Here is an 11,688-nt window from a genome sequence, read left to right on the forward strand (position 1 = left end):
TGGGAGAACCGAACGCTGGTGGGCCTGGGCTAGACCTGGGACCAAATCGGCTATCGGAGGCCGCCAAACCATGAGCCTTGCGCAACTGGATGCCTTTTTGGCCCACGCCCGCAGCTGCCAGGAGTTGCAGCAAAGCCTGGCCGAACCCCTGGAATTGGAAGCCTTCTTGGCCCTGGCCCGCGGGGCGGGCTATCCCCTTGATGAGGCTGATGTAATCGCCGCGCAGCAGCGCCAGGAATCCAGCCTCAGCGATGGCGAGCTGCAGGCCCGGGCCGGGGTGGAAGCCCGCAAGCTGCGCAATTTCATTCAAGCTTGAGCTGCCAAAGCAGGTCTGGCCCGAGGCTTTGGGGCGGTTGGCTGCCCCAGCCCACCAGCTGATCCATGGCGGTATGGCCCAACTCCCCCAGGGGGGTTTGGGCTGGCAGACCCCCCAGCAACTTGGGGGCGATCACCGCCGCCAGCTCCTGGACGCAGCCCGCCGCCACGGCGGCCGTTGCCAGGCCAGGGCCGCATTCCCACAACACCTTGTTGCAGCCCCGCCCCGCCAGGGCCTCCAGCAGGGCCAGGGGGCCGCAGTTGGCCAGTTCGAGGCGCTCCAGCCGTTCTGATCCGGGCTTTTGGGCCAGCTGGTCAATGGCTTGCCGCCTAGCCGGGGTCGCCTCGGGCCCATGGACCACCAGGGTGGGAGCCAGGTCCGTTTGCCAAAGCTGGGCCTCGGCTGGCAGTTCGAGGCTGCGGCTCAGCACCACCCGCAGGGGCTCGGGGCTGCGCCTGCCGCGGGAGGTGAGCAGGGGGTTGTCGGCGCGCAGGGTGCCGCCGCCGACGATCACCGCATCGCATTGGGCCCGCAGCTGGTGAACCCAGGCTCGGGCCTGGGGGCCGCTGATCCATTGGCTGGCGCCATTGCTGAGGGCCGTGCGGCCATCCACACTCATCGCCCACTTCAGGATCGCCAGGGGCCGGCCATGGGCGAGGCGATGGCAGAAGGCCCGATTTAGTTGGAGGGCCTGGGCTTCGCCGATCCCCACGATCACCTCCAGGCCGGCCTGCTGCAGTTCGGCAATGCCGCCACCAGCCACCTGGGGGTTGGGGTCGGCCATTGCGATAACTACCCGCCGCAGTCCGGCTGCGATTACGGCCGCGCTGCAGGGGGGGGTGCGCCCCTGGTGGCAGCAGGGCTCGAGAGTTACCACCAGGGTGCCGCCCCGGGCCCGATCGCCCGCCTGGGCCAAGGCCCCCACCTCGGCATGGGGTTCACCGGCTTTGGCGTGGAAGCCTTCGCCCACCAGTTGGCCGGCGCCATCGAGCACCAGGGCTCCCACCATGGGGTTGGGGCTGGTGCGGCCGGCGCCCAGGGCGGCCAGTTGCAGGGCCCGCTCCATCCAGGGCAGCCAGGCGCTCATGCCTTGGCCTTGGCCAAGCTGCGCCATTCCTCCACCACAAAGGGCGGCACCGGCAGTTCCACGAACACCCCGTTTAGGGCCAGGCGCAGCGGGCGATCTTGCTTCAGGTCGGCCAGGAGGGGCGCCAGATCAAACTCCGCGGCGGCGGCTCGACCATCCCCCAGCAGCTGGGGATTGGCCAGGGTGACATCCTCTAAATCCCAGTGCTGGCGCCCACTTTTTACCCGTAGGGCCGTGGGGTGATCGAGCCGCACCTTGCCGGGATAGCCCACGATCCGCAGGATCAGGGGGCCGCCTGGGGGCCCTTCCCGGTAGGCCACCAGCTGCCAGCTCTGGTAGTCGAGGTCGCGCAGGCTCTCGATGCTGCGCACCACGGGGGGGGAATTGTTGTCGCTGTGGAGCTGGGCCTGGGCCGCCGGGGGCGCCAAAAGAAATAGGGCCGCCGGGGGCGCCAAAAGCAATAGGGCCAAAAGCAGGCTGGCCAGCAGGGCCTCGAGCCCCTTTTGAAGCAGCCTTTGAAACCGGTTCATGCCCTTTCGCTGGTAATTGCCGGCCGCTCGGCGCCGGGAATGGGCTGCCAATTGGTGTGGGTGGCCCACAGGGCCCAGATCGCCATCGCCCGCAGGTAATGGCAGGCCCGGAAGGTGTTCACCGCCGTAATCGCCTCTGGGGTGCGGAATTGCAGGCCACCGGCATACACCTGGTTGACCACAGCCAAGCAGATCGCCTCAGCGGTTTTGCCATCGCCCATCAGCCTGTAATAGGCGGCCAAGCCGAAGTTGATGCCTGTCCATACCTCCAGGGGGTGGGTGCCGTTGGGATCGAGGGGGGTGCCATCGCGGCGCAGGCCATTGGCGACCCCCAGCTGGCCGCCTTGGAAGCCGAGGAAGCAGGCCTCCTTGACCGCCTGGAGCGAGGAGCTGGCGCGCTCGTCGGCCACCACCGCCGGCAGGCCCAGCAGCCTGGCGTAGAAGTCGCCGCAGAGTTGGTCGGCCATCACCACGGGGGTGCCGCTCTCGGCATCGATCCGGTAGTACTCGCCATTCCAGAGCAGGGCATCGAAATTGCGGCGTGACTGGCCCAGCCAATCTCCAAATTCCCGCTGTTCGGAGGAGGTGTCGAGCCCGCTCTCGAGCTGCAACCGTTGGGCCATCGCCAGGGCCGCTTCCAGGGCCGCGATCCAGAGGGCGCCGCAGTAGGCACTGACGCCTTTAAGGGGCCAGTCGTCGAAGGTTTGGTCGGGGGCACCGCCGTTGTCGGGCAGGCCGTCGTTGTTGACATCAAAGCGCTTGAGATAGCGCAGGGCCTGCACGCAGGCGGGCCAGCAATCGGCCAAAAAGCGCTGATCATTGCCGTTGGGGGCCAGGCAGAAGGTGCGCCAAACCTGCAGCACGAAGTCGCTGGCCAGGTCTTTCCAGAGGTTGCAATCCTGGTAGGCGGTGTAGTTGGTGGCCTCAAACGGCAGCTCGTTGGGGGCGCCTAAATCGTGGGGTGTGGCACCTGCGACCTTGCGGGCGGCCTCGACCCGCCCCTTGCCCTGGGTGAAATACCAGCCAATGGGCCTGGGGGTGGCATCGGCGGCGGGAATGGCCCGGGCAAAGCTGCGCAGCACGGCCTTGTCGAGCTCGGGCCAGAGCTGCAGCAGGGCGAAGGAGCCGTAGAGCCGCACATCCAAGCTCTCGTACCAGGCGTAGTCCAGGCACTCGAGCACCCCGAATTGACCCACCGGGTCGAGGGGGCTGGAGGCGGTCCAGAGGCTGCCGCCACTGGCGAGGTCGTAGAGCTCATTGAAGAGGGCCATCCGCAGGGTTTCGGGCAGATCCGTGCGTTCCAGCACCGGCTTTTGCCAGGCCTCAATTTGGCTGTGCCAGTTGGGCCAATCCCGCAGGGCCTCGGCGGCGATCGCAGCGGCATTGGTGCCCTCAGTAGCACCTTCCGTGGCGCCGGCATTGCTTCCAAAAAAGTCGGTGTAGCGCCGCAGGGCCCGGGTGCCGGTGGCAAAGGCGGTGACCGGTAGGTCCCAGCTGATCACCACTGGAATTTCCAGGCTCTGGCCAGGGGCGAGTTGGCAGCGCAGCGCCATGGCGGCACTGGCCGGATCGGCGGCCCCACTCACCCGGGTGTCGTTGCCCTGGGGGATGGAGCCGTCCTGGGAGAATGGTCCCCAGATCTCACTGCCATCACCGCTGGGGTCCCAGCGGCTGCAGCGTTGGATTTCCAACCCGGCCTGGGGGCTGGTGGCGATGCACCACTGCCCCTGGCCCTCGGCGATCGGGCTGGAGCGCCCAGCTTCGAGCAAAATTCCCTGGAGATCGGACTGGTCCACCAGCCGCTGGCGTTGGCCCTGGGTGCTGCCAATCGCCGGGGCGTAGTTGTGCTCAGGGCTGCCGTCGTCGCGGAACTCGACCGCCGCGCTCGGGTCAGTGTTGGTGAACCAGCCTGAAATGTTGCGCCAACTCAGCAGTAAGGAGAGGTCAAGGGGCTTGTTGGTGGGGTTCTTTAGCCGCCAAACGAACACGGCGACCGGGTAGCTGGTGCGCTGGTAATCCCCGGGCAGGATTGGACTGAAGGCCTCGCAGCTCACTTCGGCGTCAAAGACCCCCGTGTAGTTGGTGCTGCTGAGGGGGTAGCGGGCCGCATAGGTGCCCGTGGATTGTTCAGGCTTACTGGCGGGATACCACTGCCAGGCGGCCAGGGGCTCGCCGCTTTCCGGCCGGCTGGCATCTTGATCCGGCTTGACCGCCAGGGCATGGGCCCGGCTGCTGCGGCCATTGCTTTCGAATAGGGCGAACTGGCAATCGGGGATCACCCCAAACCAGTGCTCACCGCCATCGAGGTGCCAGAGGTTGAAGTTGCCATCGGGCGCCCTGCCGATGCAGCCAGCCCCAAAGCCGCCGAGGGGCATGCCATGGCTGGGGCCGTCGTCGAGGTTGCTGGCGTAGCGCACCGTGTAGGGCTGCTCCCAGCCCAGGCCGATGGGGCGCTGCCAACTGGCGGCAGGGGCTTTCCAGCTGCTGGCGCCAGGTCGCAGGAAGTCAGGTCGCCGGGAGCCAATACCCCGCAAAAGCGATTTGAGGGCGGAAAGGCCGAAGCGCGCCATGGGGCCAAAAAAGATGCGCCCAGCTTGTCAGAGGTTGCTGGCTGTTTCCTGATCCACGAGGGCATCGAGGGTCACGGCGGTTCGCACCAGGGCGGAGTAGCGCTGCACCAGGCGGCGGTTGCGATCTAGCCAGCCGGCCGCATCGGTGCCGGCGGGAGCGAAGCCGTTGTCGTGGCCATCGAGCAATTCGAGCTCGCCCTTTTGGCCCAGCAGGGCCACCACCAATTCATGGATGCGCTGTCGGCGGTCGCTCATGGCGGCAACATGACCACACTTGCCCCATTCTGCTGGCGCTTTGACGATCCCCGATTCCGCCGGCTGCATCGACGTGGTGGGTTGCGATGCCTCGGGCTTGGCCAGCCTCAATCCAGAGCTGCGCAGCCTGGTGGAGAGGGCCCAGCTGGTGGCGGCCCCCAGCCGCCTGCTGGCCCAGGCCGAACTGGCCGGTGGCCCTGGGGCTGCCTGGATCAGCAGCGACCAACCCCAGCCGTTGATTGCGGCCCTGCAGCAGGCCCTGGCGGCGGGCCGGGCGGCGGTGGTGCTCGCCAGCGGCGATCCGCTTTGGTTTGGCATTGGTCGGGTGCTGCTGCAGACCTTTGGGGCGGACCAGCTGCGCTTCCATCCAGCCCCCAGCTCCCTGCAGCTGGCCTTTGCCCGCATCGGCCGCGCCTGGCAGGACGCCAGCTGGGTGAGCCTCCATGGCCGCGATCCCGAACCCCTGGCCCTGGCTTTGCAAGGTCGGCCGCCGGCCCTGGCGGTGCTCACCGACCCGGGCCGCGGCGGCGCCCAGGCGGTGCGCCAGATCCTGCGGGCTTCTGGCCTGGAGGCCGCCTATGGCTTCTGGCTATGCGAGCGCCTCGGCCATCCCCAGGAGCGGGTGCAGCGCCTTAGTGCTGCAGCACCGCTGCCCCAGCAGATTGACCCCCTGCACCTGGTGCTGTTGATCGCTGAAGCTCCAGCGGCCATCGAGCCGGCAGCTCTGCCCCTGTTTGGCCTCGACGACGGCCTCTGGCTGCAGCTGCCGGATCGGCCCGGGCTAATGACCAAACGGGAGGTGCGTATCCAGTTGTTGGCGGATCTGGCCCTGCCCGCCCAGGGGGTGCTCTGGGACATCGGGGCGGGGGTGGGCAGTATTGGCCTGGAGGCCCTGCGGCTGAGGCCGGAGCTGCAGCTTTGGGCCCTTGAATCCCGCGGCGGCTCCGCTGGCTTGATCGCTGCCAATGCCGGACGGCTGGGCGTCGAACCCGCCGGGATTAGGGAAGCCCGGGCGCCCGATGGCCTGGCGGACCTGCCGGATCCCGATCGGGTGGTGATCGGCGGCGGCGGTGAGGGGCGCTCGGCGATCCTGCTGGCGGTGCTGGAGCGCCTGCGGCCCAAGGGGGTGGTGGTGATCCCCCTGGCCACGGTGGAGGCCCTGGGCGAGCTGCGCTCCGTAATGGACGGGGCCGGGATGGAAGTGAAGGTGGCCCAACACCAGGCCTGGCGCGGGGCCCCCCTGGCCGGCGGCACGCGCCTGGCGCCCCTCAATCCCGTGTTCGTGTTGCGGGGGGAACGGGCCTAATCGTTACGGGGCTGCCGATGCCAATCCCCAGCTGCTGGCTGCGGCCGGCTGCCAGTTCAATCACCCCATCCACGGGTAGGTCGGGGCCATAGCTGCGGCATGGCAGGTGCATGCAGGGTGGCACCTTGGCTTCGATCGCCAGCACCTGGCCGTTGCGCACGAACAGGATGTCGAGGGGTTCGGGGGTGCGGTGCATCCAGAAGCGCTGGACGCCGGCCGGTTCAAAGCGAAACCACATGCCCCGCAGGGGCGAAAGGGGCGGACGCAGCTGCAGGCCCCAGGCATATTGCTGCGGAGTGTTGGGCACTTCGAGCTGGATGCAGGGGCCCTTGGCCAGGCACCACTGGGCCTCCACCGGCAAATATTGGGGCGGAGCAGCCCAGCTGGCCCCTGCCAAAATCGGTGCCAGGGCAAGGGCTGCCCTGATTATTTTTTTGGCGCTAGGGGGCATCGGTTGGCTCCAGGTGGGGCAGGCGCTCGCTGAGGCAGTAGCCCTGGCCCCGCACAGTGTGGATCAGGCGACGCTCGCCTCCGCCTTCCAGTTTTTGGCGCAGGTAGCGCACATAGACCTCAATCACGTTGCTGGAGGCGCCCTGCTGGTCTGCCCAAATCAGGCGCAGGATTTGCTCGCGGCTCACCACGGTGCCCTTGCGCTCCAGCAGCAGCAGTAGCAACTGGTATTCGCGGGCGGTGAGATTGACCGTGCGGCTGGCGCGTTTTACCTGGCGGGCGCTGGGGTTCACCACCAGATCCCCCACCTGCAGCAACTGGATCGGAATGCTCACTTGCTGGCTCAAGTTGAGGTGGAGCCGCAGGCGCATCAGTAGGTCGCTGGGCCCCAGGCAGGAAAGCCAAAAGTCGTCGGCGCCGGTGCTGAGGCAAAGGGAGCGGGCTTCGATGGTGTCTTGCTCCACATCCAGCAGCAGGGGCACCCTGCCCAATTGCTGGCGCAGCCAGGGGATCTGGCCTGCTTCAGCGGCGGAGATCAGCACCGCATCTGGAGCAATGGTTAGCTCTGGATGGCCGCCTGGGGGGTGCTCGCAGGTGAGATAGCCCGAGGCTTCCAGCCTCGGGGCAAGGCAGCTGGCCTCCTGGCCCAGCAGCAGGATCAGGGCCTCAGCCATTGCCGGGTTTGGCCACATGGGGCAGGCCCCAGCCCAATTTGTTGCGCAACACCTGGAAAAACTCGTGGTCGGCCAGCCGCACGAAGCGCACCGGCTGGTCACTGCGGCGGATCAGCACCCGATCTTCTGGCCAGATGTAACAACCGGCGCTGCCATCCACCACCATCATCAGCCGCTCCGGCGTGGCCGGAAAAACCGTCACCGGTTCGCTGTCGCTAAAGACCAAGGCCCTAGAGGCCAGCGAGTGGGGCGCAATTGGCGTTAGCTGCAGCACCGGGCAGTCGGGACTGATCACCGGACCGCCGGCGCTGAGGGCATAGGCGGTGGAACCGGTGGGGGTGGAGAGGATCACGCCATCGGCGGCGATATCCACGGGCACGTGGCGGCCGATGGCAATTTCGAAATGGCACATGCTCGTGAGGGGCTCGCGGTGCAGGGCCATCTCGTTGAGGCAGAGCACCTCCCAGCGCCTCTGGTCGCCGCGCATCACGCTGACGATCAACATCGTTCGCTCTTCCACGCTCCACTCGCCACTGAGCACCTGGTCGAGGGCCTGGTCGAGTTCGTTGAGGTAGGCCTCGGCCAAAAAACCAAGGTGGCCGGTGTTGATCGTCAGGATCGGCACCCCAATCGGTGCGGTTTGGCGGGCCGCCGAAAGCACTGTGCCATCCCCTCCCAGCACCACCGCCAGGGCCATCTCGCCATCAAAGCTGGCGGGCACACATCCGGCGTGGCCGCGGGTGCGCAGGTGTTGGTCGGGGTTGGCGAAACCGACCATGCCGCCGGCGCTGCTGACCCGCGCCACCCCATAGCCCGCCTTGGTGAAGCGGGCCTCAATGGCATCCGCAGTGGCCATGGCCACGTCCTTGCCGTCATTAACGATCAGACCAACCCGGGGCACCGCTCGGGTGGCGAAGGTTGCCTGAGTTTATGGGCGCTGCCGGCTTTTCCTACTCAGAACTGCTCGAGGAAGCGCAGATCGCTGGTGTAGAGCCTGCGGATGTCGTCGATGCCGTGGCGCACCATGCAGAACCGCTCCACCCCCAGGCCGGCGGCAAAGCCGCTCCAGCGCTCCGGATCCAGGCCCATGCCGCTGAGCACGGCCGGGTCGACCATCCCACAGCCCATCACCTCCAGCCAGCGGCCGCGCCACTGCACATCCACCTCGGCCGATGGTTCGGTGAAGGGGAAGTAGCTGGCGCGAAAGCGCACCGGTAGGTCGCCAAAGAACTGCTGCAGGAAGGCCGTTACCGTGCCGCGCAGGTGGGTGAAATCGAGGCCCTCATCAATGGCCAGCACCTCCACCTGGTGAAACACCGGCGAGTGGGTGGCATCCACCGCATCGCGCCGGTAAACCCGGCCCGGTGCAATCACCCGCACCGGCGGGGGGTTGTTTTCGAGATAGCGAATCTGCACCGGTGAGGTGTGGGTGCGCAGCAGGCGGCCGTCACCTAGGTAAAAGGTGTCCTGCATGTCCCGGGCTGGATGGTGCTCGGGGATGTTGAGGGCGGTGAAGTTGTAGTAGTCGGTCTCGATCTCAGGGCCCTCCGAGACCCGGTAACCCAGGCCGGCAAAGATGTCGACAATCTCTTCTGTGGTACTGATCAGGGGGTGGCGGTGGCCGGCGGGGATGTAGCTGCTTGGGGCAGTTACATCAAGGGTTTCGGTGGCAATGCGCTCGGCCATGGCGGCCCCCTTTAATCCGCCCAGGCGCTCAGCTAGCAGGCCCTGCACCTGCTCCTTGAGCACGTTGGCGCGCTGCCCCACCAGGGGTCTCTCCTCGCCCGGCAATTTGCCCATGGCGCCGAGTACGCCCGAAAGCTTCCCCTTTTTGCCAAGCAGGCCCACCCTGAGCTCCTCCAGGTCGGCCGGGGTGGCTGCGGCGGCAATCGCTTGGGCCGCCTCCGCTTCCAACGACTCCAGTTGGGCGGTGAGCTGCTGCAGGGACACGGTGGCGCTCACGGCAGGGGCGAAAGGATCTGAGACTGTAAGGAGGCGACCCGGCAATCACGCCTTTCCCCCATGGCACCGCTCAAGATCCTGATCAGCAACGACGACGGGGTCTTTGCCGAGGGCATTCGCACCCTGGCTAATGCGGCCGTGGCCCGCGGCCACCAGGTGAGTGTGGTCTGCCCGGATCAGGAGCGCTCGGCCACCGGCCATGGCCTCACCCTCCACACCCCGATCAGGGCGGAGCGGGCCGATGAATTATTTGACGATGGGGTGCGGGCCTGGGCCTGCAGCGGCACCCCCAGCGATTGCGTCAAATTGGCCTTGTTCAGCCTGCTGGATGAGTGGCCCGATTTAGTGCTCTCCGGCATCAACCATGGCCCCAACCTCGGCACCGACGTGCTCTATTCCGGCACCGTTTCGGCGGCGATGGAGGGCACGATCGAGGGGCTAAACGCCCTGGCTGTCAGTAGCGCCGATTTCCAGTGGCGCCAGTTCGCTCCGGCGGCCCAGATGGCCCTGGATGTGGCAGAGCAGATGCTGCAACGGGGCTGGCCCGAGGGAATGTTGCTCAACCTCAACGTGCCGCCGAGGCCCCTGGAGGCGATTGGGCCCCTGCGCTGGTGTCGCAATGCGGTGCGCCGCTACACCGATCAATTCGATCAGCGGGTTGATCCCCGGGGCCGCACCTACTACTGGCTGGCCGGCGAGGTGGCCAACGATTTGGATGCCGTGGTTTCAGGGCCCGGCGATTGGCCGACCGATGTGGCCCATGTCCATGCCGGCGGTGCCTCGCTCACCCCCCTGCAACCGGATATTTTCTGGCGGGGCGCCAGCTCCGACCTACCTGAGTTGGGCGGCATCCACGGCTAGGAGGGCCGGTAGATCCTCTGCAGCAGCCAGAGGCTGATCACCAGGCCAAGCAGGTGGGCAAACAGCACCTGGGTGTTGCCCAGTACGGAAAACATCTCAATCGAGGTGATCGGCAGCCCCACCACTGAGCCCCGGCCACCGGCGGCGCCCTGGATTTGGGCCCCAAAGAAACCTGGCACCTGTTGGGAGGCCTGCACAAAGAGGCTGCCGGCCAAGGACTGATAGCCCACCACCGCAAGGGTGAGGCCCACCAGGTCGGCGATTAGGCCCCGCTTGATCAGGCGGGCCGTTTCACCCTTGCTGGGCCGGGCGGCGCTATCTAAGGCGCGGCCGCATTTGATCATCAGCCAGCCCTGCCAGAGGCACCACAGCAGCACGAAGAAAGACAGGGTCGTCAGGGAAATGCCCGGGCCCAGGCCCAGGGCCCTGGAGGAATTGGCGGCCATGCGTCCGCCGATGTTGTTGAACACGAGCACCCCCACCACCACTACGGACAGCACCACCTGGATCCAGAACCGAATCCAGCCCATCCGCCGCAGCGCCGCGGAGATCAGCTGGAGGTCGAGACGGTCGGCCATCGCGGTGCAGTCGGTTGCCCCCAAAGTTGCCATGGGAGAATCGTTTTAGCCCGCATTGCCTTTGGGTTCCGTAGCGTTGATACCCCTGCGATCACCCCAGGACGCTGACCGTCCCACAGCGATTGCCCTGGGCAGTTTTGATGGCTTGCACCATGGGCACCGGCGAGTAATTGCCGCGGTGACTGGCTCAGAACCCGCCCTAGGCCCAGTGCCAACGGTTGTCAGCTTCTGGCCCCACCCCAGGGAGGTGCTGCACGGTGAGGCACGCCTGCGCCTCGATTTGCCCTCGGAAAAGTTGGCCTTGCTCGAGCCCCTCGGGATTCGCCAGCTGGTGCTTGTGCCCTTTGATCGGGCCCTGGCCGTCTTGACGCCAGAGGCTTTTGTGGAGCAGGTGTTGGTGGCCCAGCTGGCGGCCCAAAGCATTGCCGTAGGAGAAAACTTCCGCTTTGGCTCCGGCCGCAGCGGCGATGCCCAAACCCTCAAAACCCTGGGCGAGCGCCATGGCATGGCAGTGCAGGTGCTGCCGATGTTGTGGGATGGCCCCGAGCGGGTGAGTAGTAGCCGGATTCGCCGGGCCCTGGCCGCCGGGGATGTGGCGGAGGCGCGGCGCCTGCTGGAGCGCCCCTATCGCTTTAGTGGCCGGGTGGTGCGCGGCCGCGGCCTGGGCCGGGAGCTGGGCTGGCCCACCGCCAACCTGCAGGTGGATGGCCGCAAGTTTCTGCCTAAGGAAGGGGTCTATGCGGCCCTGGCGGCGGTGGGGGATGGCCCCACCTGTGCGGCGGTGATGAACCTGGGCCCCCAGCCGACCGTTGATCCGATGGCCCCCTCAGCCGTGGAGGTGCATCTACTCGACCAGGGCGAGGAGTTGGTTGGGGTGGAGCTGGTCGGGCGGGAGTTGACGGTGGAACCCCTGGCCTGGCTGCGTACCCAGATGAAGTTTGAGAGTTTTGAGGCCCTCAGCACCCAAATTGCGGCTGATGCGGCCCAGGCCCTGCAGTTGGGCCAGGCGGAGCTGGCCGCTATGGGCTCGGGTAGGCATGGGTGAGACCCCAGCCGATGAAGGTGGCGATGCCGCCCAGCAGCAGAATCCCTGAAATCA

The 11,688-nt window shown here is 66.9% G+C and carries 13 protein-coding genes; 4 read left to right on the forward strand and 9 right to left on the reverse strand.

The genetic code is table 11. The features are described 5' to 3' along the window. Positions 1-70 precede the first annotated feature (70 nt). On the forward strand, positions 71-316 hold the full coding sequence (locus tag KBY58_RS01105) for a Nif11-like leader peptide family RiPP precursor (protein WP_255002364.1): 246 nt from the start codon (positions 71-73) through the stop codon (positions 314-316). Here KBY58_RS01105 and ribD read toward each other — a convergent pair. The 4 genes from ribD to KBY58_RS01125 are packed head-to-tail and all read right to left on the reverse strand — an operon-like array spanning position 303 to position 4,758. Further along, positions 303-1,430, reverse strand: coding sequence for a bifunctional diaminohydroxyphosphoribosylaminopyrimidine deaminase/5-amino-6-(5-phosphoribosylamino)uracil reductase RibD (gene ribD, locus KBY58_RS01110; protein WP_255002366.1), 1,128 nt, complete (start codon positions 1,428-1,430; stop codon positions 303-305). The two genes, KBY58_RS01105 and ribD, sit on opposite strands and share 14 nt — an antisense overlap. After that, positions 1,400-1,933 carry a DUF3122 domain-containing protein gene (locus KBY58_RS01115; protein WP_255002367.1) on the reverse strand — a complete coding sequence of 178 codons (534 nt, stop codon included), beginning with the start codon at positions 1,931-1,933 and terminating at the stop codon, positions 1,400-1,402. The genes ribD and KBY58_RS01115 overlap by 31 nt, the downstream gene beginning before the upstream one ends. Continuing rightward, entirely contained in the window at positions 1,930-4,503 is a 2,574-nt protein-coding gene (locus KBY58_RS01120) for a GH116 family glycosyl hydrolase (protein ID WP_255002369.1), read from the reverse strand. The genes KBY58_RS01115 and KBY58_RS01120 overlap by 4 nt, the downstream gene beginning before the upstream one ends. Positions 4,504-4,530: 27 nt before the next feature. Continuing rightward, positions 4,531-4,758, reverse strand: a complete 228-nt coding sequence (locus KBY58_RS01125) for a hypothetical protein (protein WP_254933816.1) — start codon at positions 4,756-4,758, stop codon at positions 4,531-4,533. 40 nt (positions 4,759-4,798) lie between these two features. Here KBY58_RS01125 and cbiE point away from each other — a divergent pair, with 40 nt between their 5' ends. Beyond that, positions 4,799-6,064 (forward strand): precorrin-6y C5,15-methyltransferase (decarboxylating) subunit CbiE, encoded by a 1,266-nt coding sequence (cbiE, locus tag KBY58_RS01130; protein WP_255002371.1) that lies wholly within the window; start codon positions 4,799-4,801, stop codon positions 6,062-6,064. Here cbiE and KBY58_RS01135 read toward each other — a convergent pair. Genes KBY58_RS01135 through pheS form a run of 4 tightly spaced genes read right to left on the reverse strand, consistent with a single transcriptional unit; the run spans position 6,027 to position 9,150 of the window. Next, positions 6,027-6,515, reverse strand: coding sequence for a DUF192 domain-containing protein (locus KBY58_RS01135; RefSeq protein WP_255002373.1), 489 nt, complete (start codon positions 6,513-6,515; stop codon positions 6,027-6,029). The genes cbiE and KBY58_RS01135 overlap by 38 nt on opposite strands. After that, positions 6,505-7,188 (reverse strand): winged helix family transcriptional regulator, encoded by a 684-nt coding sequence (locus KBY58_RS01140; protein ID WP_255002375.1) that lies wholly within the window; start codon positions 7,186-7,188, stop codon positions 6,505-6,507. Before KBY58_RS01140 ends, KBY58_RS01135 begins: the two co-directional genes overlap by 11 nt. Further along, on the reverse strand, positions 7,181-8,089 hold the full coding sequence (locus KBY58_RS01145) for an NAD(+) kinase (protein WP_254933812.1): 909 nt from the start codon (positions 8,087-8,089) through the stop codon (positions 7,181-7,183). Before KBY58_RS01145 ends, KBY58_RS01140 begins: the two co-directional genes overlap by 8 nt. A 53-nt stretch (positions 8,090-8,142) precedes the next feature. Then, positions 8,143-9,150, reverse strand: a complete 1,008-nt coding sequence (pheS, locus tag KBY58_RS01150; RefSeq protein WP_254933811.1) for a phenylalanine--tRNA ligase subunit alpha — start codon at positions 9,148-9,150, stop codon at positions 8,143-8,145. Between the two features lie 60 nt (positions 9,151-9,210). Here pheS and surE point away from each other — a divergent pair, with 60 nt between their 5' ends. After that, on the forward strand, positions 9,211-10,011 hold the full coding sequence (gene surE, locus KBY58_RS01155; RefSeq protein ID WP_255002377.1) for a 5'/3'-nucleotidase SurE: 801 nt from the start codon (positions 9,211-9,213) through the stop codon (positions 10,009-10,011). Here surE and KBY58_RS01160 read toward each other — a convergent pair. Continuing rightward, a complete protein-coding gene (locus tag KBY58_RS01160) occupies positions 10,008-10,589 on the reverse strand; it encodes a DUF3611 family protein (RefSeq protein WP_254933809.1) in 582 nt (193 codons plus the stop codon). The genes surE and KBY58_RS01160 overlap by 4 nt on opposite strands. A 76-nt stretch (positions 10,590-10,665) precedes the next feature. Here KBY58_RS01160 and KBY58_RS01165 point away from each other — a divergent pair, with 76 nt between their 5' ends. After that, positions 10,666-11,634, forward strand: a complete 969-nt coding sequence (locus KBY58_RS01165; protein WP_255002398.1) for a bifunctional riboflavin kinase/FAD synthetase — start codon at positions 10,666-10,668, stop codon at positions 11,632-11,634. Positions 11,635-11,688: the final 54 nt, after the last annotated feature.

It is taken from the genome of Cyanobium sp. HWJ4-Hawea (assembly GCF_024345815.1).
GTDB lineage: Bacteria > Cyanobacteriota > Cyanobacteriia > PCC-6307 > Cyanobiaceae > Cyanobium_A.

Excerpts from the sequence above, each read along its gene's own strand:
- KBY58_RS01105 (WP_255002364.1), top strand. The coding sequence starts at position 71 with ATGAGCCTTGCGCAACTGGATGCCTTTTTGGCCCACGCCCGCAGCTGC.
- ribD (WP_255002366.1), bottom strand. The coding sequence starts at position 1,430 with ATGGCGCAGCTTGGCCAAGGCCAAGGCATGAGCGCCTGGCTGCCCTGG.
- KBY58_RS01115 (WP_255002367.1), bottom strand. The coding sequence starts at position 1,933 with ATGAACCGGTTTCAAAGGCTGCTTCAAAAGGGGCTCGAGGCCCTGCTG.
- KBY58_RS01120 (WP_255002369.1), bottom strand. The coding sequence starts at position 4,503 with ATGGCGCGCTTCGGCCTTTCCGCCCTCAAATCGCTTTTGCGGGGTATT.
- KBY58_RS01125 (WP_254933816.1), bottom strand. The coding sequence starts at position 4,758 with ATGAGCGACCGCCGACAGCGCATCCATGAATTGGTGGTGGCCCTGCTG.
- KBY58_RS01135 (WP_255002373.1), bottom strand. The coding sequence starts at position 6,515 with ATGCCCCCTAGCGCCAAAAAAATAATCAGGGCAGCCCTTGCCCTGGCA.
- KBY58_RS01140 (WP_255002375.1), bottom strand. The coding sequence starts at position 7,188 with ATGGCTGAGGCCCTGATCCTGCTGCTGGGCCAGGAGGCCAGCTGCCTT.
- surE (WP_255002377.1), top strand. The coding sequence starts at position 9,211 with ATGGCACCGCTCAAGATCCTGATCAGCAACGACGACGGGGTCTTTGCC.
- KBY58_RS01160 (WP_254933809.1), bottom strand. The coding sequence starts at position 10,589 with ATGGCCGACCGTCTCGACCTCCAGCTGATCTCCGCGGCGCTGCGGCGG.